At 59.3% G+C, this 26467-nt stretch carries 25 protein-coding genes and 1 pseudogene; 20 read left to right on the forward strand and 6 right to left on the reverse strand.

The features are described from left to right. Positions 1-5: 5 nt before the first annotated feature. Positions 6-1274 (forward strand): beta-ketoacyl-ACP synthase II, encoded by a 1269-nt coding sequence (gene fabF, locus VH564_RS23485; RefSeq protein ID WP_423342270.1) that lies wholly within the window; start codon positions 6-8, stop codon positions 1272-1274. A 188-nt stretch (positions 1275-1462) separates the two neighbouring features. Here the strand turns inward: fabF and VH564_RS23490 are convergent, their stop codons facing one another. The 4 genes from VH564_RS23490 to VH564_RS23505 form a co-directional block, all read right to left on the reverse strand. Beyond that, positions 1463-2953 (reverse strand): xylulokinase, encoded by a 1491-nt coding sequence (locus VH564_RS23490; protein WP_423342271.1) that lies wholly within the window; start codon positions 2951-2953, stop codon positions 1463-1465. Positions 2954-3298: 345 nt separating this feature from the next. After that, positions 3299-3760, reverse strand: coding sequence for an MEKHLA domain-containing protein (locus tag VH564_RS23495; protein WP_423342272.1), 462 nt, complete (start codon positions 3758-3760; stop codon positions 3299-3301). 105 nt (positions 3761-3865) lie between these two features. Beyond that, the gene (locus VH564_RS23500; RefSeq protein WP_423342273.1) at positions 3866-4198 is read right to left on the reverse strand and encodes a chorismate mutase; all 333 of its coding nucleotides are present in this window, start codon (positions 4196-4198) and stop codon (positions 3866-3868) included. Between the two features lie 313 nt (positions 4199-4511). Continuing rightward, complete coding sequence (locus VH564_RS23505; protein WP_423342274.1) at positions 4512-4685, reverse strand: GntR family transcriptional regulator; 174 nt, start codon at positions 4683-4685, stop codon at positions 4512-4514. 251 nt (positions 4686-4936) lie between these two features. On the opposite strand from VH564_RS23505, the gene VH564_RS23510 reads away from it, so the two are divergent. The 13 genes and pseudogenes from VH564_RS23510 to VH564_RS23570 all read left to right on the forward strand — a co-directional run bounded on the left by VH564_RS23510 (position 4937) and on the right by VH564_RS23570 (position 18875). Beyond that, the gene (locus VH564_RS23510) at positions 4937-6187 is read left to right on the forward strand and encodes an ABC transporter substrate-binding protein (protein WP_423342275.1); all 1251 of its coding nucleotides are present in this window, start codon (positions 4937-4939) and stop codon (positions 6185-6187) included. A 68-nt stretch (positions 6188-6255) separates the two neighbouring features. Further along, positions 6256-7122, forward strand: a complete 867-nt coding sequence (locus VH564_RS23515; RefSeq protein WP_423342321.1) for an ABC transporter permease subunit — start codon at positions 6256-6258, stop codon at positions 7120-7122. After that, positions 7119-8162 carry an ABC transporter permease subunit gene (locus VH564_RS23520; RefSeq protein ID WP_423342276.1) on the forward strand — a complete coding sequence of 348 codons (1044 nt, stop codon included), beginning with the start codon at positions 7119-7121 and terminating at the stop codon, positions 8160-8162. The genes VH564_RS23515 and VH564_RS23520 overlap by 4 nt, the downstream gene beginning before the upstream one ends. Continuing rightward, entirely contained in the window at positions 8159-8881 is a 723-nt protein-coding gene (locus VH564_RS23525) for an ATP-binding cassette domain-containing protein (RefSeq protein ID WP_423342277.1), read from the forward strand. Before VH564_RS23520 ends, VH564_RS23525 begins: the two co-directional genes overlap by 4 nt. Further along, entirely contained in the window at positions 8878-9603 is a 726-nt protein-coding gene (locus VH564_RS23530) for an ABC transporter ATP-binding protein (protein ID WP_423342278.1), read from the forward strand. The genes VH564_RS23525 and VH564_RS23530 overlap by 4 nt, the downstream gene beginning before the upstream one ends. Before the next feature lie 69 nt (positions 9604-9672). After that, complete coding sequence (locus VH564_RS23535; RefSeq protein ID WP_423342322.1) at positions 9673-11196, forward strand: amidase; 1524 nt, start codon at positions 9673-9675, stop codon at positions 11194-11196. 78 nt (positions 11197-11274) lie between these two features. Further along, complete coding sequence (locus tag VH564_RS23540; protein ID WP_423342279.1) at positions 11275-12024, forward strand: DeoR/GlpR family DNA-binding transcription regulator; 750 nt, start codon at positions 11275-11277, stop codon at positions 12022-12024. After that, positions 11999-13309, forward strand: a complete 1311-nt coding sequence (locus tag VH564_RS23545) for a M20 family metallo-hydrolase (RefSeq protein WP_423342280.1) — start codon at positions 11999-12001, stop codon at positions 13307-13309. Before VH564_RS23540 ends, VH564_RS23545 begins: the two co-directional genes overlap by 26 nt. Beyond that, positions 13306-14253 carry a phosphotransferase gene (locus VH564_RS23550; RefSeq protein WP_423342281.1) on the forward strand — a complete coding sequence of 316 codons (948 nt, stop codon included), beginning with the start codon at positions 13306-13308 and terminating at the stop codon, positions 14251-14253. The genes VH564_RS23545 and VH564_RS23550 overlap by 4 nt, the downstream gene beginning before the upstream one ends. Beyond that, positions 14246-15178 carry a phosphotransferase gene (locus tag VH564_RS23555; RefSeq protein WP_423342282.1) on the forward strand — a complete coding sequence of 311 codons (933 nt, stop codon included), beginning with the start codon at positions 14246-14248 and terminating at the stop codon, positions 15176-15178. Before VH564_RS23550 ends, VH564_RS23555 begins: the two co-directional genes overlap by 8 nt. Before the next feature lie 95 nt (positions 15179-15273). Next, a pseudogene (locus tag VH564_RS23560) lies at positions 15274-15434 on the forward strand (IS3 family transposase); the annotation flags it as partial. Positions 15435-15821: 387 nt separating this feature from the next. Then, entirely contained in the window at positions 15822-17387 is a 1566-nt protein-coding gene (locus VH564_RS23565) for a PLP-dependent aminotransferase family protein (protein WP_423342283.1), read from the forward strand. Between the two features lie 105 nt (positions 17388-17492). Continuing rightward, a complete protein-coding gene (locus VH564_RS23570; RefSeq protein ID WP_423342284.1) occupies positions 17493-18875 on the forward strand; it encodes an aspartate aminotransferase family protein in 1383 nt (460 codons plus the stop codon). A gap of 66 nt (positions 18876-18941) precedes the next feature. Here VH564_RS23570 and VH564_RS23575 read toward each other — a convergent pair whose 3' ends face one another. Both VH564_RS23575 and VH564_RS23580 read right to left on the reverse strand, forming a co-directional pair. Further along, a complete protein-coding gene (locus tag VH564_RS23575; protein WP_423342285.1) occupies positions 18942-19694 on the reverse strand; it encodes an SDR family oxidoreductase in 753 nt (250 codons plus the stop codon). Between the two features lie 19 nt (positions 19695-19713). Then, a complete protein-coding gene (locus tag VH564_RS23580) occupies positions 19714-20457 on the reverse strand; it encodes a sulfite exporter TauE/SafE family protein (protein WP_423342286.1) in 744 nt (247 codons plus the stop codon). A 219-nt stretch (positions 20458-20676) separates the two neighbouring features. Between VH564_RS23580 and tauA the strand changes: the two genes are divergently transcribed. From tauA to araD1, 6 genes are all read left to right on the forward strand, one after another. Then, entirely contained in the window at positions 20677-21681 is a 1005-nt protein-coding gene (gene tauA, locus VH564_RS23585; protein WP_423342287.1) for a taurine ABC transporter substrate-binding protein, read from the forward strand. Between the two features lie 63 nt (positions 21682-21744). Then, positions 21745-22536, forward strand: coding sequence for a taurine ABC transporter ATP-binding protein (locus VH564_RS23590; protein ID WP_423342288.1), 792 nt, complete (start codon positions 21745-21747; stop codon positions 22534-22536). Then, positions 22533-23393: an ABC transporter permease subunit gene (locus VH564_RS23595; RefSeq protein WP_423342289.1), complete on the forward strand. Its 861-nt coding sequence runs from the start codon at positions 22533-22535 to the stop codon at positions 23391-23393. The genes VH564_RS23590 and VH564_RS23595 overlap by 4 nt, the downstream gene beginning before the upstream one ends. Before the next feature lie 245 nt (positions 23394-23638). Next, the gene (locus VH564_RS23600) at positions 23639-24436 is read left to right on the forward strand and encodes an IclR family transcriptional regulator (protein ID WP_423342290.1); all 798 of its coding nucleotides are present in this window, start codon (positions 23639-23641) and stop codon (positions 24434-24436) included. Positions 24437-24626: 190 nt separating this feature from the next. Continuing rightward, positions 24627-25406, forward strand: a complete 780-nt coding sequence (locus VH564_RS23605; protein ID WP_423342291.1) for an SDR family NAD(P)-dependent oxidoreductase — start codon at positions 24627-24629, stop codon at positions 25404-25406. Between the two features lie 32 nt (positions 25407-25438). Beyond that, positions 25439-26437 carry an AraD1 family protein gene (araD1, locus tag VH564_RS23610; RefSeq protein ID WP_423342292.1) on the forward strand — a complete coding sequence of 333 codons (999 nt, stop codon included), beginning with the start codon at positions 25439-25441 and terminating at the stop codon, positions 26435-26437. Positions 26438-26467: the final 30 nt, after the last annotated feature.

Here is a 26467-nt window from a genome sequence, read left to right on the forward strand (position 1 = left end):
TCATCATGCGTCGTATCGTCGTAACAGGAATGGGAGCGGTCAGCCCGCTCGGCGCCAATGTCCAGAGCTCGTGGAGCCGCCTTCTGGCAGGTCAGTCGGGCCTTCGCCGTCTCTCCGACGATGTCGTTGGCGATCTCCCCGCAAAAGTCGGAGGCGTTGTGCCGTCCCTGGAAGAGGATGCCGAAGCAGGATTCGATCCCGACAGTGTCCTACCGCCCAAGGATCAGCGGAAGGTGGATCGCTTCATCATGTTTGCACTCGCGGCAGCAGACGAAGCCCTGACACAAGCCGGTTGGAGGCCCGTCTCAGAGGACGATCGGCAGCGCACGGCGACAATCATCGCATCGGGGATTGGCGGCTTTCCGGCGATCACCGAGGCGGTTCGTATCGTCGATGAGAAGGGCCCTCGCCGCCTGTCGCCGTTCACAATTCCGTCCTTCCTGGTCAACCTCGCGGCCGGTCAGGTGTCCATCCGCCACGGGCTGAAGGGTCCGCTCGGGGCGCCGGTGACGGCCTGCGCGGCGGGCGTCCAGGCGATCGGTGACGCGGCTCGCATGATCCGGGCGAACGAAGTCGATATTGCCGTGTGCGGTGGAACGGAAGCCTGCATGAACATCGTCAGCCTTGGGGCGTTCGCGGCGGCGCGGGCGCTGTCAACCGGCTTTGCCGAGACCCCGGCTGCCGCATCGCGACCTTTCGACATGCTGCGTGACGGCTTCGTGATGGGGGAAGGTGCGGGCATCCTGGTAATCGAGGCCCTCAGTCATGCCCTGGCGCGTGGGGCGAAACCACTGGCGGAACTGGTCGGCTATGGCACCACGGCTGATGCCCACCATGTCACGTCTGGTCCGGAAGATGGATCCGGGGCTGCCAGAGCAATGCAGATCGCGATCAGACAAGCGGGTATCGCCCCTTCCCGGATCCAGCATCTCAATGCCCATGCGACATCAACCCAGCTTGGGGATCGTGGTGAAATGGAAGCGATCAAGTCCGTGTTCGGGTCGAATTCAGGGATGGCGGTCAGCGGCACCAAGTCCGCGACGGGCCACCTTCTCGGTGCAGCCGGCGGCCTCGAAGCGATCTTCACCATCCTCGCGCTGCGCGATCAGGTCGCGCCGCCCACCTTGAATCTTAACTCTCCCGATCCAGCCAGCAGTGGGATAGATTTCGTCGCCAACACAGCAAGGTCACTCCCAATGGAATTCGCAATCAGCAATGGCTTCGGCTTCGGCGGGGTGAACGCCAGCGCGCTATTCCGGCGCTGGGACGCCTGACGCGATGAAACTAACGCCAACGCCATCACTCGGAAGGAGCGCCTAGACGCCGCAGATTGCTGTTATCTGCGTCGGAGGCGGCGCTATCGGAAGGAATCGCAACGCTCGGCTGCTGAAGCCCACCATAGAGCCCAGTGACGTTGACATCTACTAAGTTTGCGATGCCTTTCTCTGCTTTGGGTTCCTACCTACAGCCGCGCATTTCTCGACAGGGCGGCCAGGCGATGGGACACGTGCCCAACGGTTTCCACTGTGTCCTTAAAAATAGCATACAGGTCGTCGTATACGCAGCTTTCAGCCAGTTGCGGCTCATAGCGCAGAAAGCATGTTGATATCCCGTCGGCCGCCGCCCCGATGTCATTTGCCAGTGAAAGCCCGAGCCGGGCGACAGCAAGACAGCCCAACAGTCCGACCTCCTCGGTGTCGGAGACCACCACGGGCCTTTTGAGGATGTCCGCCCGGATCTGGTTCCAGTAAGCGTTGCGGGCTCCACCTCCGGCCAGTCGAATCTCCTGCGCTTTCATCCCTGCAGCGACCTCGGCTCGCTCGAGGACCATGCGGTTCACGAAACAGATGCCTTCCATGGTAGCGCGTACCAGATCGCCTGGCTGGTGCGCCGCCATAAGTCCCATGAAGCTTGCACGGATATCCCGGTCCCACAGCGGCGTGCGTTCGCCATGAAGGTAGGGATGAAAAAGAAGCGGCAAGCCCGTCTGCTGAGATAGCAGGATCGCCAACCGTTCTTCGAACGGACGCTCATCCGGGATAAGGCTATTGACCATCCAGGTCAGGACGTTCGCGCCGTTCAGTCCGGGGCCGCCGAGTTGCCAGATGGCGTCGCCCCACGGGATCGTGACCAAACCAGGCGCTTCGGCCTTCTTATCGGACATGATGCCGAACACTTCCGACGAGCCAGAAATGCAGTATCCCCTTGAAGACGTGAGGGCGCCAATTCCGGCCGCCGCCGTCCATGTGTCGTTGGACCCGCAAAATACCGCTGCACCCGCAATCTTGCTGAGCGATCCCGGCATGTTCGCCAGAACGGTTCCGACAACCTCATGCGGCCTACGGATCGTAGGCAGCACGGCTTTGTCCAAGCCAGCAAGTTCTGCAAGCGCGCCGACGCCGCCCTCCATCGCGCTGACAAGCCAGTACTGCGATACAGGATCCGAGGCTATTGAGCCGGTGAGCTTGAAATTGAGATAGTCCTTGGGCTCGATTACGGTCTGAGTATTTTGCCAGGCCGCCTGCTCGTTATGCTTCAACCATAGAAGGCGCGCCAGCGGATGGAAGGCATTTAGATGCCGAGCGAGTGGATGGTTTCTGACTTTGGGGCGTAATAGCACTTCTTCAACAGTGCCTTGGGCTCGCGAGTCTCGGAAGGCGATTGCCGGGCGTACCGGCTCGCCATTTCTATCCAGGAAGACCTGAGTGCGAGTGAAGCCACAAATGGCGACTGACTCGACCCCGGCCAGTCCGCCGGGCATTTGCTCGTCCAACCGGTCGGCAGCGGACTGTAGCGCTTGCCACCAGACTTCCGGATCTTGTTCCGCCTTGTCGAGCTCATCCTCGACAAAGGCGTTGGAGATCCGTGCGGTCGCCAGGGGTATGCCACTGAGTTCATAGACTGCGGCCTTGAGTGAGGACCCTCCAAGATCCAGCAGCAGCGCTCGGCTCATATCGTAGATTCCTCCGTTAAACCGCTAAAGCGGATAGAAACTTGATCCGAAAGGCGTAGAATTGTTCGATGACCCAGTCGCCAGTCCAGCCCTATCACGCACCTCGCTTCGGCCAAGAGGGGAACCCTATCTCCAACCCCCTGCATGATAGGTGGCGCATAGCTTGTGTAGAGGACCCGCTGCAGGAATCATTGCCGGGAACTGGGTATTTTCTTCGTTTTTCATGACCTGCAGTTTCGCTATCGCATTCAAAGCAGCCAGTATTTGACAGCGAGATACTCAACATTGGGCCAGTCATAGCAGAGTAAACTCCTGCTTTTTCAACATGAATAGGCTGTGGAATCCCTAATCAATGAGCCGAAATGTTGCGGCTTGCCCGTAGCTTTGACCATCTTGCCCCGTCAACTGCCACACGCAACCATCCTCGATCCAGAACCGGCGGCCAGACCTTGCGATGCGAGCACCCCTGTACCCGGTTGCATACCCGTCGCGTGTCACTTTCTCCAAAAGCAGTTGTCTGTCGGCACGATTGGGAAGTTCGGCGGAAAGGCGGGATGGTAAAGACGTGAATTCTTCCCAATCATATTCAAAACAGCGTTGGGCTGACATATTAGCGTAGATGAAGATCGGGTCGGGATCTGTGTTGTGAGCGACCACAGCGAATGGGGCGTGATGATAGAGCCAATGCGCATCGGCGTCATCCGGCACCAGCGGCTTGCCGACAAGGCGCCGGTAACTGTCGACCAGCGGACGGAACAACGCGTTGTAGTGTTGGGGTTCAAGGATGGTTCGGTCGGTAGATGGCATCCGCTTTCCTCAATTCTCTAGACTAGATCTTGTAACGAGTTGGACGATTGAGTGAGCCCATTTGGGTGCCCGCTAGATCCGATCCTCTTTGCGAGACTTAGTGGCTTATGCCGGTCTTTTTAATGCTGTGAAAATTTCCCCTTTTAGATCTGCAGCAATCCTTTCGTGGTGGCGGATAACTTCTTCGATGATGAAGTTCAAAAATCTCTCTGCAAAATCGGGATCCAGATTGGCATATTTGGCAAGCTTCCGCAGACGATCGATTTGGAATTCTTCGCGCGCAGGATCGGCAGGTGGCAGGTCATAACGGGCCTTCAGCACGCCCACAGCTTTCGTTGTGCTGAAGCGTTCGGCCAGCATGTGCACAAGCGCCGCATCAATATTATCAATTGACTGCCGATAGGCACTAAGTTGAATCTCGATATTTTGATCACCCACGACGGAACTCCTCATGTCCTGGCTGGAACTTATGCCTATATCGCAGCATTTCACTGCGTTAAGACCGTCCGCGCATAATAACAATCCGGCGATAATCTGAGCCTCAGAGTAGATATTCCCAATTCTTTGCTGAAAATGCCCCAACCTTCAATCCGTGGATTTGCGAAGCTCTTATGCCTGCCCTCCCTCAGATTTTGAACCAACCGGGGGTCGAAAATCAGTCTTTTGATATTTCAACGGCAAGAGTCCGCGTAGGAAACGACCGAAGGCGATTGGCAATGCCGTGTCCGTTAACTGGCTTGATGTGGCTTGGCTAGTGAGGCGAAACCGTAGGAAACCTTACCCTAGTTCCAATGGCATACGGTATCGGCGCATCGGCAACGAAGGTGCCGTTGCCATGAAGGATGCGAAGAAGCCCGTCCTTCTCCAGCTCTGCCAGGGCACGCCGGGCCGTCATGCGGTTGATCGCAAACTCTTCCGAACCCATTGTCTCGCTTGGTGATGCTCTCCTCTTTCCGGCACGCACAAGAAGCACCAACAGCGAAATATTTCGCAATGACCAAGTTGCCTATTTTGTTGTTTTTGCGCTTAGCAATTATGCATTCAAAATTAGCAATCATCACAATATTTTTTATATTGTTGATTTTATTGACGAATTTTATTTGGCATGATCTGTGCTTTCCTAAAATTGCAAGACTGATTCAGTCAATACAGGCACGCAAATGATCGGGGAAAGCAATGACTAAGGCTGATTTTCTGATAACGAGACGTAAGGCTTTGAAACTTGGCGGTCTGAGTGTGGGCCTGTTGGCCGCTCCGGCATTTGTGCGCCAAGGCTTTTCTGCGGAGGCACCCATCAAGATGGGTAGCCTCCTGGACGCCACCGGGCCGCTGGGCCTCGAGGGTCGTCGAATGATCAAGGCAACCGAGTACGCCGTCAGCCAGCTGAACGAAAAGGGCGGACTGCTTGGTCGCAAAATCGAACTGAAAGCCTTCGACACCCAAAGCGACATCAAGCTCTACACGCAATATGCACAGCAGCTTGCCATGCGTGACAAGGTGGATGTTATCCAAGGCGGCATCACCTCCTCGTCCCGCGAGGCTATCCGTCCTATTTTCGACCGCACCAAGACGCTCTACTTCTATAACACCCAGTATGAGGGCGGTGTCTGCGACCACAATGTGTTCTGCACCGGCACCACCCCGGCACAGACAGTCAACCATCTCGTGGACTACGCCACTAAGAACTGGGGCAAGAAGACCTACATTGTCGCGGCCGACTACAATTACGGCCACATCACTGCCGACTGGATGAAGAAATTCGTCACGGCCAATGGCGGGACGGTTGCGGGCGTTGACTTTCTCCCTCTCGACGTGACCAACTTCTCCTCGACCATCAGTCGCATCCAGCAGGCAGCCCCGGAGTTCGTGCTCTCGGCTTTGGTCGGCGCCAATCACCTTGGTTTTTATCGTCAATGGGACGCGACCGGGATGAAGGCGAAGATCCCCGTTGGCTCGACTGTTTTCGGTCTCGGCGATGAATTGCAGGCAATGGATGTCTCCACCACTGACGGCATCGTCACATGCTACGGCTTCTACCCTGATCTCGACACCCCGGCTGCGAAGGGATTTGTTTCCGGGCTTCAGAAATTCATCGGGGAGGACGCGAAGGACATTTCCGAGCTCGCAACCGCTACCTACGATGGTGTCATGCTTTGGGCAAAGGCAGTGGAAAAAGCAGGTTCGGTTGAGGCTGCAAAGGTCATTTCCGCCCTGGAAAGCGGCATTTCCATCGATGCGCCTGGAGGCAAGGTGACAATGGATGCCAAAACCCATGCCACGATCAGACCAACCTATCTGGCGGAGCCGAAAAACCGCAAGTGGGAAATTCTTGCCACGTTCGCGGATCAATATCCGGCAGATACGGGTGGGCGTTGCGATCTCGTCGCCAATCCGAACACCAAGACCCAGTTCACACCTCAGTTTTAACGGACTGCCCGGCGGGCTTCTCCCAGTCCGCCGGGCGTTACCACGTTCAATTGCCTGAGGACCGACGCATGGAAATTTCGGGGCTAATCGCCTTCAATATCGTTACGGGCATCGCCACGCTGGTACTGATTACTATTGGGCTCGCGGTGATTTACGGCATGATGCGGATTATCAATCTGGCTCATGGCGAGTTCATGATGCTGGGTGCGTATACGGCCGCCACGGCGGTCGAGCATGGCGTCAACATCTGGATCGCGCTACTCATCCTGCCGCCCATTGTCGTGGCCCTGATAGGGCTTATTCTGGAGCGCTGCGTCATTCGCTTTCTCTATGGCCGAATGATCGACACCATGCTGGCGACATGGGGCATCAGCCTTGGACTCGTGGGTCTGATTACCAGCATCTTCGGCAATGTCATCCATTCCGTGCCGACCCCGGTCGGAGGTTTCAACATTGGTGGCTATGGGGCCAGCGGTTACAGCCTGGTGCTTGTCGCCGCCAGCGTCATCGCCCTCGGTGGCCTGTATCTCCTGATGCGGCGAACCGATTTTGGGCTGATCCTGCGGGCAACCATGCAGAACCCGCGCATGGCAGCATCACTCGGCATTCATCCGCCGACCGTTTTCATGTCCACGTTTGCGCTGGGAGCGGGCCTTGCCGGCTTTGCCGGCGGGCTTCTCTCTCCCATCTCCGGCGTTTCGCCCTCCATGGGAGCGGCTTATGTCGCGCGGGCCTTTATCACTGTGCTGGGCGGCGGTCCGGCGGTCATCATGGGGACCGGCCTTGCTTCTGGCCTCTTTGGACTGATCAACGAAATCGTTTCATTCCTCTCCACGCCGGTTCTCGGCGAAGTGGCGCTATTGGTCGCCGCCATTGTGCTGATCCGCAATCTGCCAAACGGCATTACCGGTCGATTTTTCAGGAGCAGCCTATGACGTTGCCCATTTCTCCACGCCTCATCAGCTTTCTTGTTGTCACAGCGCTCGGCCTCGCGGCGCTGCTGATCATGCCGATGTTTCTCGACAGTTTCAGCCTGCTTCAGGCCACTCTGTTCGTCGCCGTCGCCATTCTGGCGCTCAGCCAGGCTTTCCTCTGGGGCTATGCCGGCATCCTGTCATTCGGTCAGGCCGCCTTTTTTGGCATCGGTGGATATACCTACGCCGTCGGCGTCATCAATTTCGGCGATTCAACGGGGGCCATTGCACTATCGATGGTCATTCCGGCGGCTGTGGCAGCCCTGCTTGGCTATTTCATGTTCTACGGCAGGATCAGCGATGCCTATGTCGGGGTGATTACGCTGACCGTCACGACCATCCTCTACGAACTCTCCAACAGCACGTCCGGCGACCAGTATCGCATAGGATCCGCGCAACTGGGCGGCTTCAACGGCATGCCAGGCCTCGCCCCCTTCAACCTACCGGGCCAGCCGGATCAATGGCTGGACGAAAAGGGTACCTGGTATGTGGCCATGGGCGCCCTGTTGCTGATCTACATCCTGCTGCGCGGCCTGCTTTCGACATGGTTCGGCCGCGTCGTCGTGGCCATTCGCGAAAATGAGACGCGCGCCATGCTGGTTGGCTACGATGTGCGATTTTACAAGCTGGTTGCCTTTTCCATCAGCGGCGGCATAGCCGGGCTTGGAGGCTGTATCTATGCGGCATGGGGCGGTTTCGTGAACCCCTCCGTCTTTGCATTGTCCATGTCGGCGCAAGCCATCGTGTCGGTGCTGGTCGGCGGCATCGGCACGTTGGTCGGGGCCATTGCGGGCGCGGTAATCATTCAGGCGCTGATCAATCTGTCCGGCACGCAGTCCATCATCGACCCCAGCCTCGGCATCGGCATCATCCTTGTCGTCTTCGTTATTCTGGTGCCGCAGGGTCTCCTGCCGTCGATCTCGGCTCTCGTGTCGAAACTGAAGCCGAAACAACTGGCTCCGCAGCGGTTGGGTCACGAAACACAGGAGGTAAAGCCATGACCCTTGTTCCTCTGATTGACGCGAAGAGTATCACCATGAGATTTGGTGGCGTGACCGCGGTTCGCGACGTCAATTTCACCCTCGCCGAATCCGAATTGCGGTGCCTGATTGGCCCGAACGGGGCAGGAAAAAGCACATTTTTCAAAATACTCACGGGTCAACTCCACCCCACCGAGGGTCGCGTGACCTTTCGGGGGACGGATACGACACGCGCCGAGCCCCATGAGATCGCCCGCCTTGGCGTCGGCATCAAAACGCAAGTCCCGAACGTGTTCGATGGTCTTACTGTGTTTGAAAATGTACTGGTTGCGGCCCAGCGCAAACGCACCGGCCCCACCGCCCGCAGAATTGTCGAGGAAGTTCTGCAGCGTGTTCGCCTGACAGGCATTGCCAGCCGGCTCGTTGGCCAACTGGCGCACGGGCAACGGCAATGGGTCGAAATAGCGACGGTGCTATCGCAAGAACCAGACCTGATTTTGCTGGATGAACCCGCCGCCGGCATGAACAACGAGGAAGTCCGCCGCACCGCAGAATTGATCAAGGAAATTAACAAGACACAGGCCGTCATCGTCGTCGAGCATGACATGGCCTTTATCCGCATGATTGCCAAGACAGTCACGGTATTTGCGCAAGGCGCCGTCCTGGTGGAAGGCAATGTCGATGCCGTTTTGTCCGATCAGCGGGTACGCGACGTTTATCTGGGGAGGACGGCGGCATGAACGCAAGCAACACGTCCCCCCTGCTCGACGTCAAGGATCTTCGCTCCGGCTATGGGCGCATTCCGATCTTGCAAGGCTTGAGCCTCAGCGTTTTTCCAGGCGAAAGGGTTGGCATTCTCGGCCATAACGGCATGGGGAAATCCACACTGCTGCGGACTATTTCCGGCCACCTGCCAACCACCGGTGGAAATGTGTCACTCGACGGCAGGTCCGTCACCGGCTCGAGCCCAACGGCAATTGCCAGGGCCGGTATCGGCTATGTGCCACAAGGCCGCGAGATTTTCTCAGCATTGACAGTACTCGATAATTTGCGGGTTGGCTGCCGCCTGTCCAAGCGACCCGAGAGCGATGTTTTGGCCGACATTCTGGAGCTGTTTCCACGGCTCAAAGCGTACCTCGATCGCCGCGGCGGCGCATTGTCCGGCGGGGAGCAGCAGTTGCTCGCCCTGGCGCGTTGCCTGTGCGGCGATCCCCGCCTCGTCCTGCTGGATGAGCCGACGGAGGGCATCCAGCCTTCGATCATCGAGGAAATTGCCGATACGCTCAAGGTCGCCGCGCTCAGCCGTGGCCTTGCCATCCTGCTTGTCGAGCAAAATCTCGGTTTCATCGCAGCCGTCAGCGAGCGGGTGCTGATCCTGCAGCGCGGCGAAATCACCCGTGCGGTGCCGCAGGAGGCCATGCACGACATTGAGCGTTTGGAAGCTTTTGCCGAGCTCGCCTGACCCCTATTGCCCAAGAGGAGAACTCTCGTGAATGAGCATGTAAGCACAACCGCCATTGATCTGATTGAGATGACCGTTGAACAGGCGGCAGCCGGCCTCGCCAGTGGCGCATTTACTGCAGAAGAGCTGACCGGCGCCTTCCTGCAACGCATCGAGACCTATAACCCGGCTTATAATGCCATCATCTTTCCGAACTCCCAGGCGTTGGACGACGCTCGCGAAATTGACCGGCGTCGTGCTGCTGGCGACGTTATGGGGCCACTGGCGGGGATTCCGATTGTGGTCAAGGACACCATGGATATGGCGGGCTTTCCCACCACCGGCGGCTGGCGCCTCCTGTACAGTGGCACCGGCGGTACGGATTTGATGCCAGACCGGGATTCTCCGGTGGTTGCCAGGATGCGGGCCGCGGGGTGCATCATTCTGGGCAAAACCAATGTGCCGGTGCTCAGCGCTACCGGCAGCCATGCCAACGACAGCTGGGCCGGCCCGACACTGAATTCCGCGGCGCCGGATCGGATGCCTGGCGGCAGCAGCGCCGGCACGGCAACCGCTGTCGGCACCAGCATGGCCATATTGGGCCTGGCAGAAGAAACCGGCGGCTCCATCCAGAACCCGGCCTCTGCGCAAGGTCTTGTCGGCCTTAAGCCGACCTTTGCCCTGGTGCCCAACGCCGGCGTGATGCCGCTGGCAGGAAGCACACGCGACGTGGTTGGCCCGATCGCCCGGTGCGTCAGAGATGCTGCATTGGTTCTCGATGCCATTGCGGGCTATTGCGTCGAGGACCCCAAGACCGTTGCCGGCATCGGCAAGCGTGCGCCGGGTGGCTATGCAGCCTCGATCGTCCCTCAGGCTCTAAAAGGCGCTCGACTGGGACTTTACGGTCCGGGCTGGCGAAATCGTCCACTGTCCGAAGAGATAAAAGCCCTCTATGCTGACGCGCAAGGTGAAATTGAAGGCCTTGGCGCGACGTGCGTGCCGGATCCCTTTGCAGGCAGCGGCTTTGCTGAACTTGGCAAACCGGTCCCAGAGCTTGACCATTACGATGCACGCGGCATGGAATGCGTTCCCTATGACATGATGCTGTATCTACGACGGCTCGGCTCTGGCAATCCCTTTGCGACGTTTGAGGACTTTTCCGCAGCCGTGAGCGCCGAAGACCCATTTGCCCCGGATGGGGTGCTGGCTTTCATGAGCAATATGCCAGATCTGCTGGACTGCCTTGCGGATCCGGAAACGCCGCCGTCCATGGAGGCTTTTCTGACGGTCCGCGAGCAGTACCTGGCGATTTTCGATGCGGTCATGGCCAAGCATGCGCTTGATGCCCTGGTCTTCCCGCAAATGCGTGATCCATTACCCCCGCGTCTGGGAGAGGAAAGCATCCACGAGACTGTCGTGTGCGAGATCAACATTGCAGGTCTCCCTGCCCTGACCATTCCGGCCGGTTATGATGAGGGCGGCTCGCCCTTCAATCTGGTCTTCGTTGGGCCTCTGTGGTCCGAGGCAAGGCTCTTGTCTCTCGCCGCCGACTACGAGCAAGCCACCCGCCATCGCAAAACACCTGATCTGATTTCCGTCGGGGACAACCACTAATGATTTCGCTGCAATCTATAGTGTTTCCTGGAGCCGGAGGCGATACTCGCCTTTTTGGATGGGAGGCAAGGAACAGAAATGGGAGAGCATCGTCTTGGGGAAATTCTGCACTCCTTGCGGAGCGAAGGCAGGGTTGCCGTCGCAAAACTTGCCACGACATTGAGCGTTTCGGAAGAGACGATCCGGCGCGACCTGGCAGAGTTGGAACGGCGCAGTTTGCTGCGTCGGGTGCATGGGGGAGCAGTTCCACCACGGCTGGATCAGGAGCAACCCCTGATCGAGCGTGGCAAGCACAACATGCGCAGCAAGGCGCGTGTCGGCGAACTGGCCGAAACGTTGCTGAGCGAGGGGATGTCTATCTTTCTCGATACGGGCACGACGACATTGGCCTTTGCCCGGCGGTTGGTCGGCAAAAACATCACCGTCACCACCAATTCGATCGATATTGCCCTTCTGCTGGGGCAGAGCCTTGCGAGGATCAACCTCACGCCGGGCGCGCTTCGCACCAAGGACAACGCTTTGGTGGGTTACGAGACCATCGCCTATGTCGGTCGCTACTTCTACGACATGGCGTTCATGGGCATTGGCGGCTGCGATATTTCTCTGGGCTGGATGGATTACGAAGAGCACGAATCGACCCTTCGGCAGGCGATGCGCGGCCGCGCCCGGCGGCGGGTGATGCTGGCGGATTTCGGCAAATTCGACCGGCAAGCCTATCTCAAGACTTTCGGTTTGGAAGAGCCCCTGACTGTGGTGTGCGACAGGCCGCCACCGCAGCACTTTCAGCAGGAGTTCGCCCTGCATGAAGTGGACATCCTGCACCCCTGAGGGTTTCACCGTATCCCCGGGTCGCGTTGCCGATCTGGTTCGGGAGTTTGCACAATTTGGTGCTTTACCCGGAGGCGGTGTCTCGCGGCTGTGCGCCTCGCTTGCCGATGGGAGAGCACGCGACCGGCTGGGCGAACTTTTGCAAGGAGCGGGGGCCGAAATATCGGTTGACGCCGTCGGCAATCAGTTCGGCCTGTTCCGGCTCCTGGACGATCGGCTTTCTGTTGCGCCGCCCATCATGATTGGCTCCCATCTCGACAGCCAGCCGCGCGGCGGTCGGATTGACGGCACAATGGGCGTGATGGCAGCGCTTGAAATCGGGCGATTGCTGCTGGCAGCAAAGCATGCCGGCCATCGGTTTCAACGGAATTTTTGTGTCGTCAACTGGACCAATGAGGAAGGCGCACGCTTTCGTCCCAGCCTGTTGGGCAGCGGCGTGTTTGCTGGACACTATACGGAAGCGTTTGCGCTGGCCTGTCGGGATGATGCTGGCGAGACGCTGGAGGACGCGCTTGTCGCCATCGGCTATCGCGGCAAAGATAAAGCTCCCCCAATGCCCGAATTTTACGTTGAACTCCACGCGGAGCAAGGTGCTCGGCTGGAGGCTGCCGGTCACCAGATCGGACTTGTGACGCGCAACTGGGGCGCTGTCAAACTGGATCTCGTTTGTGAAGGCGAGCAGGCCCATACGGGCCCGACGCCAATGGCAGAAAGACGCGACGCCTTGCTCGCCGCATCCCGCGCCATCGATGCTGTCCGGCGCTTGGCTGATAATACAAAAGCGGTCATTCACACGTCTGTCGGGCGGCTTGTCGTCTCGCCCAACTCCTCCAATGTCGTGCCGGATCGCGTTGAGTTCACGGCCGAAATACGCTCGCCAGACGATGACATTCTAATGGAGGCGGAAGCCACCATCCAGTTGCAATTGGAGGAATTGGCAAAGAGCACAGGCGTTGTCCTGCACCGCCCGTCGCGGTCGATAAGACTGGCCCGCGCCATGCCGGAAACCATGGTCGACTTTCTGGCTGGCTGTAGTGCGGCACTTGGCAAGCAGACCATGTCCATTGATACCGTCGCGGGACATGATGCCCTGAGCCTGATTGGGCTTTGCCAGACCGCATTGGTTTTCGTCCCCAGCATCGGCGGTATTGCCCATAACGAAGCCGAGGCAACCGGAGATATGGATATCGATGCCGGAACCAGCGTCTTGCTGGAAGCGGCCTTCCGCCTCTGCGGTGGCGAAACGCCGGGTTCCATGGGCCATAAAACACGAGGTCCTGCATGATGATCGCATGTTCTGACAGTTCTGCTGATTACTCCGAGGTTGCCGCGTGGCTCGGGAAACCTTCGGTTGCCTCTCCGCCCTTTGCGGCCACTGCATCGCCTCTGCATCATGCCGTCGATGCCGAGACGCGCGTGCTGCGCCCGGCCGATGAAGAGCAGCGCTTTGTGCTCAAGGTCTGGCATGACGATCTTCCTCAGCGTACCGATGGCCATGCGGTCTTCGCCATGACGCAAGCGGCATCGAGCCTTGGCATCACACCGGCTCCCCGGCTGTTGCTGAGCGGCGGTCGCGGCTTCGTCATGGATCATATTGGTGACGGCTGGATGCCCGCGCGACTGCATCAACTCAGCACAGAAGACAGCCTCGACAGGTTGCTATGCGCCAAACGCGCCCTTCACACGCTTGCCCCCTTCCCCATCGATCGCAATGTCTTCGCGGACATTCGAGATCTGGCAGTCAAGGCGCGGCCCATTGCTGCCCACTGGCCGCAGGAGGCCGAACAAATGCTCGTTTTTGCCTCTCAATTGGAACAGGCGGTGGCCGCCTCCGGCATCGACCACGTGCCCGGCCACGCTGACGGGGTATCCTCCAATGTGATGTTGCGACAGGACGGGGCACTGCAACTGATCGATTTCGACGAGGCAGGCAACGTTGATCCGTTGTTTGATCTCGCCGTGGTGCTGAACGAGCTTTTCCCCCTGGACGAAACCCGTCAGCTGCAAGTGCTCGAGGCTGTCGAAGGGCAGGTCAGCAGGTCATCGCGCGCCCGGATTGCCGCCTATGCCTTTGCCGATGACTTGAAATGGGCTCTCTGGGGGCTGTTCATGGACGCATCCTCGCCACGCCGGCATCTGGAGTTTCTGAAATACGGACAATGGCGATGGCTACGCTGCCAGATGGCCGCCGCTGGGATGAACCAGCAGGAGTTGGTCCGCCATGTGTAAGCACAGCCAGATCAGTGAAGAACCCCTGACCATCGAGAGCGTCCTTGGCCGGATTCCCGCCTGGCAAGGCCGCATCGGCCGGTTCGCATCGGTGGGTGGCGGGATCAGCAATTCCAACTGGCGCGTTTGGATAACGGGCGAAGCGACGAGCTTTTTCGTCAAGATTCCCGGCCGGGGAACGGAAATGTTTATCAATCGGGCGGTGGCTCTCGAGGCCAGCCTGAACGCCGAGGCTGCGGGGATTGGACCGCGGGTTCATCGACTGGAAGCACCCGAAGGCGTCGAAATCGTTGAGTTCGTTGAAGGCTACCGCACCGCTTCAAACCGGGATTTTCTGCGTGGAAACGTACGAAGTGTCGTGATCGACGCCTATCGCAAGCTGCATGCCTCCAAACCGCTGTCTCAAACCAAGACGGTCTTCGACATGATCGAGGAGCATCTCGCGCAGATCGCTGCCGTCTCTGCATCGATGCCGGCAGCAACGACCGGGCTGATTGCCGCCTATCGCCAGGCTCGCCAGTCGCTGGAGGCTTCCGGTCTTGATCTCGTTCCGTGTTTTAACGATCCCATGCCGGGAAATTTCCTCCTCAGTCAGGATGACCATCTGGTCCTGATCGACTACGAATATTCCTCCAACAACGATCGTTGCTACGATCTAGGCGCCTGGAGTACGGAGATGTTTTTCGATCGCTCCATGGACGCTGCCATGATCGAAGACTATTTCGGCTCGTTCGATGTGCAACTGATGAACCGTGTGACGATTTACAGGGCTTTGGCGGATATTAAATGGACCCTTTGGTCAGTCCTGCAAAACAAGATCTCCGCACTGGACTTCGACTTCAGCAAATACGGCCTATGGAAGCATCTGCGAGCGCGCTCCATAATCGACAACGAGAACTGGCCTGGGCTGCTGAAAGAGCTGTGACAGACGTTCAGGCCAAGACCGTCGTAGCTACCTGTTGACGCGAACAGGGGACCAATGAGTCAATCCAAAGGTAGGCACCATAAACAGCGTTGTGGCGCGGGCCATGGAAAAACTTCGAAGCGGTCGAATTCGCCACTTTGGAATGGTCGATTGGTTCAACCACCGACGCCTCCTGGAGCCCATCGGAAACATACCGCCAGCCGAAGCCGAAGAGCGGTACTACGCCATGCTGGACGAACCAGCCATGGCCGCATAACTTAAACGAAATGGCCTCCGGCAAACCCGGAGCGGTCCACAACACTCAACGTCAGCGAGCACACTTCAACGCCCCACGACGACAGTGCGGTAAGTCTTTTTGGCGGTTCTCCCTAAGGTCTTGGTAGAAGCTGAACCAGCGACCAACGGATTGAAGCGTAAGGCTAATCCATGGAACTTGAGGCCCAATATAGGATTGCTTTTGTCTCCCTAATCAACGTCATAAGACGCCTGTATCACCCGAAGCCTACTTCGCCACAAGGGATCGAGACGTGGCTGATGTCCGATTGTCTCTTTTGTGGGCGTGAAATGCCGCCGAGTGGCCGCCGCCGGCTTGAGGCTAAAGACGACGGGAGCCAACTGGCCCGATCGTTGCATCTGTGACGGCATGAAAGCCTCCAAGCCCACCAGCCCGAACTCGCTGACCGATGTCACATGGCGGCGGCTGTTTGGTGCCCTGGACAAGGATGGACAGGCTCTAAACCTTCAGATTCGCAGGATGATCGTGCATGCGATCGAGACGGGCGTGCTCAACAGAAACACCCGCCTGCCCTCGACCAGGCAGCTTGCCGGCCTCCTCGGTATTGCACGCAATACAGTCACGGCTGCCTATCAATTGCTCATCGACGAAGGGTTTCTGGTAGCCAAAGAGCGGAGCGGCATCTTCGTGGCGGCCTGCGGCGTGGGGCATGCCACAGGAAAGGAGCACACAGATGCGCTTGGCGACTGGCAGTCGCGCTTTGCCATCAAGCCATCCGCAATGGCCCATATCTCCAAGCCGCGGGATTGGCTCGATTATCCCTATCCTTTCCTCTTCGGGCAATATGATCCCGCACTGTTTCCAACCAACAACTGGCGCGAGGCCGTAAGGGCCGCATCCAGCGTGAAGGAGATTCAGGGCTGGGCTGGCGACATGATCGATGACGACGATCCGGATCTGGTGGAACAGCTGCGAGCGCAGGTCCTGCCGCGCCGGGGTATTTTCGCAGGCTCAGGCGAGATCATCGTCACAATTGGATCGCAGCAGGCGCTGTCGATGCTTGTCCAGCTGCTCGTCGGACCGAAGACGGCTGCCGGCGTCGAGGACCCTGGCTATCCCGACGTTCGCAACATGATGCGTCTCGCAACGTCGGACATTCTCGGCCTCACGCTCGACAAGCATGGCGTCGTCCCCGATGAACGTTTTGAAAGCCGTGATGTCGCCTTCCTGACTGTCAGCCATCAATGCCCGACAACGGCGGTCATGCCTGTAGACCGTCGTCGTCTGCTGTTGGAAACAGCCCGGCGCAGCGACGTGCTGATCGTCGAAGATGACTACGAGGCCGACCTCTCGGTTGAGAGCGACGGTGACATACCTTCGCTGAAAAGCCTCGATACGCAAGGGCGCGTCATCTATGTCGGTAGCTTCTCGAAAGTCCTGGCACCTGGATTGAGGGTTGGCTACATCGTCGCGCCGCCACCAGTCATCGACGAGTTGCGCGTCCTGCGCCGGTTGATGCTACGCCACCCGCCGACCAACAACCAGCGGGCGCTGGCAAATTTCATCGCACTCGGGCACTACCGTCAGCATCTGAGCCGCACCGGCACGGTCATGCTGGAGAGAGCGCGGCTGATCGCCAGTCTTCTCCCCGATCTCATCCCCTCCTGCAAGGTGCTGCGCGGCGAAGGCGCCACGAGCTTCTGGATCGAGGGCCCGCCCGGCTTCGATTGCCGGCGAATGGCCGAGGCAGCGCGTGAGGCCGGTGTCCTTGTCGAAGCCGGCGAGATATTCTTCGCCGACCCGGCAGAGGGCCATCGCCATTTTCGCCTCGGCTTCGGCTCCATCGCCACGCACCGCATCGAGGCCGGCCTTCTGCGCCTTGCTCCCGTTGTCAAGGCCTTCGCCTGTCGCCCGACCGCGCCGGCGCGGCATTTCGCCGGGTCCGCACGCGTTGCGGCAATGACCGCCTTATAGCGCGGCGGGTCCAGAACGGACAATCCATAGGACCAGACGCCGTTCGCCGACCACAAGCCGTGCCGCCCGTGCTATGCGGAAGCATACCGGTCAAAGGAGGCACCCATGAACTCGGCTATCCAACCCAACGATATCCAGGATGTGATTGAAGCCGATCGCGCCCATGTCTGGCATCACCTGACACAGCATAAGTCTTTCGAAACCGTCGATCCGCGCATCTTCGTCGAGGGCCGCGGCATGCGGGTCTGGGACGCGACAGGCCGGGAATATTTGGATGGCCTTTCGGGCGGCGTGTGGACCGTCAATGTTGGCTTCGGTCGCACCAGCATAGCCGATGCCGTCCGCGACCAGCTCGTCAAGCTCAACTATTTCGCCAATTCCGCCGGCTCCATCCCCGGTGCGCTCTTTGCGCAGAAGCTCATCGAGAAAATGCCCGGCATGAGCCGCGTCTACTATTCGAATTCCGGATCGGAAGCCAACGAGAAGGTCTTCAAGATGGTGCGCCAGATCTCGCACCGTCATCACGGCGGGCGCAAGTACAAGATCCTCTACCGCGATCGCGATTACCATGGCACGACGCTCGGAACGCTTGCCGCCGCCGGGCAGCAGGAGCGTCGCGAACAGTATGGCCCGCTGCCACCTGGCTTCGTCGAAGTGCCGCACTGCCTGGAATATCGGAGCCAGTATGGCGAGATCGCCAATTACGGCGAACGTGCCGCCGAGGCTATCGAGGCGGTCATCCTACGGGAAGGACCGGAAACCATCGGCGCGCTGTGCCTCGAGCCGATCACCGCCGGCGGCGGGGTTATCGTGCCGCCGCCCGGCTACTGGGAGAAGGTACAGGCCATCTGCCGGCGCTACGATATCCTCCTGCATATCGACGAAGTGGTGTGCGGCGTCGGTCGCACGGGCAAGTGGTTCGGATACCAGAATTTCGGCGTCGAGCCTGATTTCGTGACGATGGCCAAGGGGCTTGCCTCCGGCTATGCCGCCATTTCCTGCACCGTCACCAATGAGAAGATCTTCAATCTGTTCAAGGACGATCCAAGCGATTCGATGTCCTATTTCCGCGATATCTCGACCTTCGGCGGCTGCGTCGCCGGCCCGGCCGCAGCGCTCGAAAACATGCGGATCATCGAGGACGAAAATCTCCTGGAGAACACAATCCGCATGGGCGAACGGCTGATGGCCAATCTGCGGGCTTTGCAGGAACGCCATGCCGTCATCGGCGATGTCCGCGGCATGGGCCTGTTCTGCGGCGCCGAGCTGGTCAGCGACCGGCAGGCCAAGACGCCCGTCGAGGAAAAGCAGGTTCAGGCCGTGATCGCGGCCTGCATGGCGGATGGCGTCATCATCGGGGCGACGAACCGATCGGTGCCGGGAAAGAACAATACGCTTTGCTTCAGCCCCGCCTTGATTGCCACGGCAGCCGATATCGATGCCATCACGGGTGCGGTCGATAGGGCGCTGACCAAGGTCTTCGGCTGACCTTAGTCTTCAAGAGACCAAGGCGCCGGCATTGCGGGGGCCTTGGTCGGCAAAAGTCCAAGCCGTCTAGTCGCGATGCACCTGGAACGGTGCCCAGGACTGGCTTACCGGCATGATCTCGACACTGTTGATGTTGACGTGCGGCGGAAGGGACGCGACCCAATAGACCGTTTCGGCGATATCTTCCGGTTGAAGCGGGTTGGAGCCCTTATAGAGCCTGTCATAGGCCGCCTGGTCGCCGCCGTTACGCACGAGAGTGAACTCACTTTCCGAAAGGCCGGGCTCGATGGATGTCACGCGAACGCCGCGGCTGGATAGATCGCTGCGCAGGCCAAGAGAGAACTGGCGGACGAAGGATTTTGTCGCGCCATAGACATTGCCGCCCGGATAGGGCCAGCTTGCAGCGATCGATGCGAGGTTGACGACCAGTCCGCGCTGCGCGATCAGCGTCTCAAGCATAAGTCGTGTGATCGTGACAAGACCGGTGACGTTCGTATCGATCATCGTCTTCCATTCGTCGAGATCGCAGGCATCGGCCGGACCGGTGCCGAGCGCAAGCCCGGCATTGTTGACCAGCGCATCAATCTGCCGGAACTGCGGCGGAAGAGACTCGAGCGCCATGCGCATGGCCGTCTCGTCGCGGATATCGAAGCACAGGCAGAGGACGCGTTCGCTTCCGCCCAGTTCGTCAGCCAGCGCGTCGAGACGATCCTTCCGCCGGCCCGTGATGACGACATTCCATCCTTCTGCAACGAACCGTCGCGCGATCGCCGTGCCGAATCCCGAAGTTGCTCCGGTGATGAGAGCGATTTTTGACATTGGTTTTCCTTTCGAGCCATCAAACGAATGCGATGGCAAATAGCGCCTGACACAGGCCGACGACAGCAATGAGAACCAGCCCGCCGGAAGAGATCCTGTGCCAGGCGGACGACGTGACGCGCCGCGATACCAGATAACCGACACCGAAGCCGATCACCGTCAGCGGACAGTAGAAGATCAGCAATTCCGGCAGCCGGGTATCGATGGTGCCGAAGATGACCCTGCTGACCAGGCTTATGAAATCGATCGCGCCGAAGAAGACGGCGAGCGTGCCGCGGACATGGGAACGCTGCGTGCCGCCTGCCAATAGCCAGGCCGCGGCCAAGGGCCCACCGACGGCGAAGGCCGAGAGCAAGAGCCCAACGGCAAAGCCGAAACCCAGGCCGAACGTCCGGCGCGCCAGCCATCGCGGTGGGTTCCGGATGAGTGCGACGCAGGCCGCCAGCATGACAAAACCCGCGACCAGAATACGCGCCGCATTCTGGTCGAGATGGGAGGCGACCCATCCTCCACAAATTGCGCCGATGAGACCCGACAGGAGCAGGATGCGGGCAGCAGCCCAGTCCACTGCGCCATGTTTACGGTCGAGCAATGTGAAGCCCGTCAGCATCAGGTCGTTGAACAGGATGAAGGGAACGCTGACGGCCGGCAGCATGAATGCCGCGGAAAGACCCAGCGCCGCGACCATCGCATAGCCAAAACCGGTCAGGCCGCGAAATGCGCCCGCGCCGATCGTCACCGCAGCTATGGCCAAAGTCTCCATCAATATCCCCGTGACGCAAATATGCGCTATCGAGGTTCTAGACGGGAAAAGCTGAAGCAAGACAGAGCCAGAGCCGGGCATCGATGGAACCAGTGAGGTTTGCCCGCCGCCATTGGGCCAGATGGCCGAAGAATTGACAGCAACTGGCTCTTTCGGCATGGCGCTTGCTTCACGCTTAATGCGAGTGTCTTAATGGTCCCCTTCAAGGAGCGAACGCCGATGATTTGCCTGAACAAAGTAATTGTGTCCCTTGCCGTGACCTGCGGCGCCGTCTTCGGTCTGTCGTTCGGTGCATCGGCGGCCGACAAGACCGTAACCTTCGCCTATCAGGACATGATGACCCCCATCCGCGTGCTGATGGAATCCGGCAAGCTGGAGTCGGAGACCGGCTACAAGATCAAATGGCTCAAGTTCGGCGGTGGCGGCGATGTCATCCGCGCGATGTCGTCCGGCGATGTCGATGTCGGCGAAGCCGGTTCCTCGCCTGTCGCCGCCGCTGCCTCGCAGGGGCTGCCCATCAAGCTCTTCTGGATCCTCGACGACATCGCCAATGCCGAGCAGCTTGTCGTGCGCAAGGACAGCGGCATCAAGACAATCGCCGACCTGAAGGGCAAGACGGTCGCCGTTCCCTTCGTGTCGACCTCCCACTACCAATTGATGTACGCGCTCTCCGAGGCCGGACTGTCCAGCAAGGATGTCAAGCTGCTCAACATGCGTCCGCCGGAAATCGCTGCCGCCTGGGAGCGTGGTGATATCGATGCGACGTTCATCTGGGCGCCCGTCCTTGATGTTGCCAAGAAAAGCGGCACGGTCATCGCCAGCGCCGGAGATTTCGCAGCCAAAGGCAAAGCGACCTTCGACGGCATCATCGCCACCGACAAGTTTGCCGGTGCGAACAAGGAGTTCATGACGAAGTTCGTCACATTGCTGGCTGCAGCCGATGCCGATTACGCAAAGAACGGCGCTTCTTGGACACCAGACTCGCCGGAAGTCAAGGCCGTTGCCAAGTGGACGGGGGCGAATGCTGCCGACGTTCCGGCCGGCATGGCGGCCTACAAGTTCCCGACGCTGACCGAACAGGCATCCGCCGCCTGGCTCGGAGGCGGAGCCGCCAAGGCCCTGCAGTCGACTGCGGAGTTCCTCAAGGAACAGGGGCGCGTCAGCGAAGTGGCGCCTGACTATGCCGCCTTCGTCACAGACGAATACGTCAAGGCAGCCAAGTAACAAAAGTCTCGTGGTGCGGGCCGGTTCGTCCGGTCCGCACCCACATTCGGCGGAGAAAGACAGATGCTGCAGATACGTAATGTGAGCGTCCACTATGGCGAAGGCGAAAGTGGCATCGTCGCGCTTTCCCGGATCAATCTCGATATCGAGCCCGGCGAATTCGTGGTGGCACTGGGCGCTTCCGGATGCGGAAAAACGACGCTTCTGTCCTGCATCGCCGGCTTCCAAGCGATCACCGACGGCTCGATCGTGATTGATGGCCAGTCGGTTACCAAACCGGGCGCGGATCGTGGCGTCGTCTTTCAGCGCCATGCGCTGATGCCGTGGCTGTCCGTCGTGGATAACGTCGCCTTCGGCCTGCGCATGCAGGGTATGCCGAAAGCCGAGCGGCTGCAGCGCGCCCGCCACATGCTGGACCTTGTCAGCCTCGACGGCTTTGCCGACAAGAAAATCTACGAGCTTTCCGGCGGCATGCAGCAGCGCGTCGGCATCGCCAGAGCGCTTGCCGCAGACCCGCGCATGTTGCTTATGGACGAGCCTCTCGGCGCTCTTGATGCGTTCACCCGTGAGCAAGTGCAGGAACTGATCCTTTCGATCTGGTCCAAGACCAACAAGATGGCTTTCTTCATCACCCATGACGTTGAGGAGGCAATTTTTCTTGCCACCAAGCTGATCATCATGACACCGAGGCCCGGCCGTATTGCCAGGGAAATGCGGCTCGATTTCAGCCGCCGTTTCCTGGAGTGCGGCGACGCGCGGGCGGTGAAATCCTCTCCAGACTTCATTGCAATTCGCGAGGAGGTTCTCTCGACCATCCACCAGGGTAACAAGATCTCTGAAGGGGTCGCAGCATGAGCAAAGCCACGCCAAACAACGCGGCGGCCACCGATGCCGCCGCTGGAAAGAGAGGCGTTGCCAGTCAGCCAGGGAAAACCGGTCCCCTGACCGGCATGCAGACAGGTCTAATCAGCTCAATAACTGTGGTGTTAGTGCTGGTGGTCTGGGCCCTCGTTACGCACCTTGGTCTGGTCAAACCGCTGTTTCTACCCAAGCTGGAAACCGTGTGGCAGGCATTCGCCGATGCCATTGAAGGCAAGATTGATGGGGCGCCGCTGACCGAGCATGTGGCGATGAGCCTCTTCCGCGTCATCTCGGCTTTTTTGCTGGCGGCGCTCATCGGCATTCCAATTGGCCTTGCCATGGGGTTGAGCCCGGCAATCCGCGCAATATTGGACCCGTTCATCGAATTCTACCGGCCGCTGCCGCCGCTTGCCTATCTGCCGCTGGTCATCATCTGGTTCGGCATCGGCGAGACATCGAAGATCCTGCTGATCTTCCTCGCCTGCTTTGCGCCCGTCGCACTTGCGGCACGCGCCGGCGTTCTCTCGGCATCCTCGGACCAGATCAACGCAGCCCGGGCACTCGGCGCCAGCCATTTGCAGCTTCTTCGCTTTGTGGTCTTTCCCGCAGCCCTTCCTGATATCCTTGTCGGCCTCAGGATCGGCATGGGTGTCGGCTGGACAACGCTGGTGGCCGCCGAAATGGTGGCCGCCTCCACCGGTATCGGCCAGATGGTGCTGAACGCATCGAATTTCCTGCGCACCGACATCGTCATGATGGGCATCTTCGTCATCGGCGGATTCGCAATTATCTTTGAATTCGCCATGCGATGGCTGGAGCGGAAGCTGGTTCCATGGCGGGGCAAGAGCTGATGAAGGCCGCATGCGTAGAAGCGGTATGCGAGCTTTCATTGAGAACTTGTCGTGCAAACCCAACAACAAAGGCCTTTGATCGTGACCTTGGTGAACGAGTGCTACCTCCTTCGCGCTTGATGGAATACGAACAACTGACTCCAAGTCGAATATAGCAAACCGCCGGGTTGTCGCTAAGTTCTGTTGTGCCGAACGCGGTTCGGCAGTAAACTCTCTGTCTGATTATAGTGCCTCAAGAGAGAGTCGTGACTGAAGAGCCAAACGTGTCCAAATCCGAAGAAAAATACGCTTTGCGAAGCGTTAGCCGCGCCGTGGATATCCTGCAAGCGTTAGGCGAACAGAACTCCGATGGCATGACCGTGGCGGAATTGGCGGAGAGTATCAACGTTTCAAAGAGTACGGCTTTCACACTGCTTCAGACCCTTCTCAGTCGTGGCTTTGTTGCTGACGAGCGGCTCGGCGGCTCGCGTCGCTACCGGCTTGGACTAGCGCTGGTCCATCTGGGGGATCGCGCCGCCGCCAACACCGGCATTACACAGTTGGCGTTGCCCATGCTACAGCAGCTGACGCAGGATACGGGGCTAACATCCCGGCTTGCCGTGCTTGACGAAGGCTATGCGGTCGCGATCAGCCGTGTCGATGCGCCGGGCCTGTTTCGATTAGCTGGGTCGTTGGGAACCCGCGAGTTGCCGCATTGTTCGGGTGTCGGCAAAGCCCTGCTGGCATTGTTGCCGCCTGCCCGCGTCCTGCAGATCCTGAAAAGAATTGGGATGCCGCGTCGCACGGAGCATACGATCACCGACGCCGCAGACCTCGTCAGGAACCTCGTCGATGTGGCTGTTCGCGGATATGCATTCGACGACGAAGAAGACAATCTTGGAGTAATCTGCGTCGCCGCGGCGGTTACAGATCGCAGCGGCGACGGCTTGGCGGCGATAAGCGTCACCAGCATGAAGGGCGGCCGGACAATCGAGGACATGCACGCTCTCGGCCATGTCGTACGCGCCTACGCAGACAAGATCAGCAAACTGCTTGGCGCCTAAGAGCAGTCACGCGGGCTACGTTTGACCAAACAGCGTTTCCACCATTGCAAAAAGGTCGGTTGACAATCGCGCGCCTGTAACTATCATCTGCATAACGGAACCGAGTTCTGTATAGCCGAACTTTTAGTGAGTTTACAATGGAAGACGGCGCCCGCTGATGGATGCTGTAGAACGGCTCAGGTGATCTTGCATGACGATCGGCTCCGATAACTTTGCCACGTACCCAAGCCTGAAGGGCAAAAGTGTTTTCATCACCGGCGGCGGCAGCGGCATCGGAGAAAGTCTAGTCCGGCATTTTTCCGCGCAGGGCAGTCGCGTGGCCTTTGTCGACATTGCCGAGGAGGCGTCGCGCCAGTTGGTATCGTCGGTTGCGACGGAGGGATGCGAGCCACCGCTTTATCTTTCATGCGACCTGCGCGACATCGAAGCCCTGCGGGCCGCGATCGCGAGCGCTGCCGACCAGAATGGCCCCATTCAAATTCTTTGCAACAATGCCGGCAGCGATGACCGGCACCAAACCGAGGACGTGACGGTCGCCTATTGGGACGACCGCATGGCGGTCAATCTGCGCCCACAGTTTTTCGCCGCCCAGGCGGCTCGGCCCTACATGAAAGCCCAGGGCGGCGGTTCGATCATCAATTTCGGGTCGATCACCTGGATGGTCGGCGATCCAGATTGTCCGGCTTATGTCACGGCAAAGGCGGCCATCTACGGGATGACCCGCGCGCTCGCCCGGGAATTCGGCCCCGAGCACATCCGCGTCAACTGCATGGTGCCCGGCTGGGTGATGACGGAGCGGCAAATGCGTCTTTGGTTGACACCGGCTGGCGAACGCCAGATCGAAGAGCGCCAATGCCTGCCAAGCCGCTTACAGCCATCCGATATCGCACGCATGGCACTGTTCCTCGCAGCCGATGACAGCGCCATGTGCACAAGCCAGCAATTTATCGTCGACGGTGGTTGGGTGTGATGCATCCTGCCATCGACAAGAAAGGTTCATTCATGCGTCTCGTCCAGTTCAAAACGGCGGAAGGTGACCGCAAGGTCGGCCGCGTCTCCGCCGATGGAAACCATCTGCAGGTGCTTGCAGAGACCGCCTCGGTGCGGGAGCTTGCGGAAGAGGCAATTGCTTCCGGCGTCCAGCTTGTGGCCCTTGTCGAAAGCCACGCGACGGAAGGCACCGTCGATTACGAACAGTTGCTGCGCGAAGGACGTGTGCTGTCTCCGCTTGATCATGACGAGCCGGCCCGCTTCCTGATCACAGGAACGGGCCTGACCCATACGGGCAGTGCCAACGCGCGCGACAAGATGCACATCCTGACCCACGGCGAGGATGCTGAGGAATCGGATTCGCTGAAGATTTTTCGCATGGGCCTGACGGGCGGCAAGCCTGCGGAGGGTGAGCTGGGTGTTCAGCCGGAGTGGTTCTTCAAAGGTGTCGGCACCTGTGTCGTTGCGCCCGGGGCGGCCTTGCCGATGCCAGCCTTCGCCCGCGCCGGTGCGGAAGAAGCCGAGATCGTCGGCCTCTACATTGTCGGCCCCGACGGCAGTCCGTACCGGATAGGCTATGCGCTCGGAAATGAATATTCCGACCACATCACCGAGGCCGAAAACTACCTCTATTTGGCGCATTCCAAGCTGCGCTCCTGCTCGATCGGGCCGGAGCTGCTGGTCGGCGATCTGCCCGCCGAAGTGCGGGGACATTCGCGCATACGGCGCGATGGCGCGGTTATCTGGGAAGAGGAATTCCTGTCGGGCGAGACCCACATGTCGCACTCGATCGCCAATCTCGAGCACTATCATTTCCGCTATCCGATGCATCGCAGACCGGGAGACCTGCATGCCTATTTCTTCGGGGCCGCGGTGATGAGTTATGCCTTCGGTGTCCAGACGGGTCCGGGGGATGAGTATGAAATCGAGGCGGAAATTTTCGGCAAGCCGCTGCGCAACCGGGTGGAGTTGTCAGCCGACGAAGGTTTGGTGACAGTCACGCAGCTCTAGTCATTTTTGCGCATCGATCGCATTCGTAAT

This window comes from Rhizobium sp. HT1-10 (genome assembly GCF_049472505.1).
In the GTDB taxonomy this organism is placed as follows: domain Bacteria; phylum Pseudomonadota; class Alphaproteobacteria; order Rhizobiales; family Rhizobiaceae; genus Rhizobium.

Bases quoted from the DNA above. Each gene is read 5' to 3' on its own strand.
- VH564_RS23520 (WP_423342276.1), top strand. From the start codon at position 7,119: ATGACGTTGCCCATTTCTCCACGCCTCATCAGCTTTCTTGTTGTCACA.
- tauA (WP_423342287.1), top strand. From the start codon at position 20,677: ATGATTTGCCTGAACAAAGTAATTGTGTCCCTTGCCGTGACCTGCGGC.
- VH564_RS23515 (WP_423342321.1), top strand. From the start codon at position 6,256: ATGGAAATTTCGGGGCTAATCGCCTTCAATATCGTTACGGGCATCGCC.
- VH564_RS23510 (WP_423342275.1), top strand. From the start codon at position 4,937: ATGACTAAGGCTGATTTTCTGATAACGAGACGTAAGGCTTTGAAACTT.
- araD1 (WP_423342292.1), top strand. From the start codon at position 25,439: ATGCGTCTCGTCCAGTTCAAAACGGCGGAAGGTGACCGCAAGGTCGGC.
- VH564_RS23495 (WP_423342272.1), bottom strand. From the start codon at position 3,760: ATGCCATCTACCGACCGAACCATCCTTGAACCCCAACACTACAACGCG.
- VH564_RS23590 (WP_423342288.1), top strand. From the start codon at position 21,745: ATGCTGCAGATACGTAATGTGAGCGTCCACTATGGCGAAGGCGAAAGT.
- VH564_RS23505 (WP_423342274.1), bottom strand. From the start codon at position 4,685: ATGGGTTCGGAAGAGTTTGCGATCAACCGCATGACGGCCCGGCGTGCC.
- VH564_RS23545 (WP_423342280.1), top strand. From the start codon at position 11,999: ATGAAGTGGACATCCTGCACCCCTGAGGGTTTCACCGTATCCCCGGGT.
- VH564_RS23595 (WP_423342289.1), top strand. From the start codon at position 22,533: ATGAGCAAAGCCACGCCAAACAACGCGGCGGCCACCGATGCCGCCGCT.
- VH564_RS23550 (WP_423342281.1), top strand. From the start codon at position 13,306: ATGATGATCGCATGTTCTGACAGTTCTGCTGATTACTCCGAGGTTGCC.
- fabF (WP_423342270.1), top strand. From the start codon at position 6: ATGCGTCGTATCGTCGTAACAGGAATGGGAGCGGTCAGCCCGCTCGGC.
- VH564_RS23555 (WP_423342282.1), top strand. From the start codon at position 14,246: ATGTGTAAGCACAGCCAGATCAGTGAAGAACCCCTGACCATCGAGAGC.
- VH564_RS23605 (WP_423342291.1), top strand. From the start codon at position 24,627: ATGACGATCGGCTCCGATAACTTTGCCACGTACCCAAGCCTGAAGGGC.
- VH564_RS23530 (WP_423342278.1), top strand. From the start codon at position 8,878: ATGAACGCAAGCAACACGTCCCCCCTGCTCGACGTCAAGGATCTTCGC.
- VH564_RS23570 (WP_423342284.1), top strand. From the start codon at position 17,493: ATGAACTCGGCTATCCAACCCAACGATATCCAGGATGTGATTGAAGCC.
- VH564_RS23490 (WP_423342271.1), bottom strand. From the start codon at position 2,953: ATGAGCCGAGCGCTGCTGCTGGATCTTGGAGGGTCCTCACTCAAGGCC.
- VH564_RS23565 (WP_423342283.1), top strand. From the start codon at position 15,822: ATGAAAGCCTCCAAGCCCACCAGCCCGAACTCGCTGACCGATGTCACA.
- VH564_RS23525 (WP_423342277.1), top strand. From the start codon at position 8,159: ATGACCCTTGTTCCTCTGATTGACGCGAAGAGTATCACCATGAGATTT.
- VH564_RS23540 (WP_423342279.1), top strand. From the start codon at position 11,275: ATGGGAGAGCATCGTCTTGGGGAAATTCTGCACTCCTTGCGGAGCGAA.
- VH564_RS23535 (WP_423342322.1), top strand. From the start codon at position 9,673: ATGACCGTTGAACAGGCGGCAGCCGGCCTCGCCAGTGGCGCATTTACT.
- VH564_RS23575 (WP_423342285.1), bottom strand. From the start codon at position 19,694: ATGTCAAAAATCGCTCTCATCACCGGAGCAACTTCGGGATTCGGCACG.
- VH564_RS23580 (WP_423342286.1), bottom strand. From the start codon at position 20,457: ATGGAGACTTTGGCCATAGCTGCGGTGACGATCGGCGCGGGCGCATTT.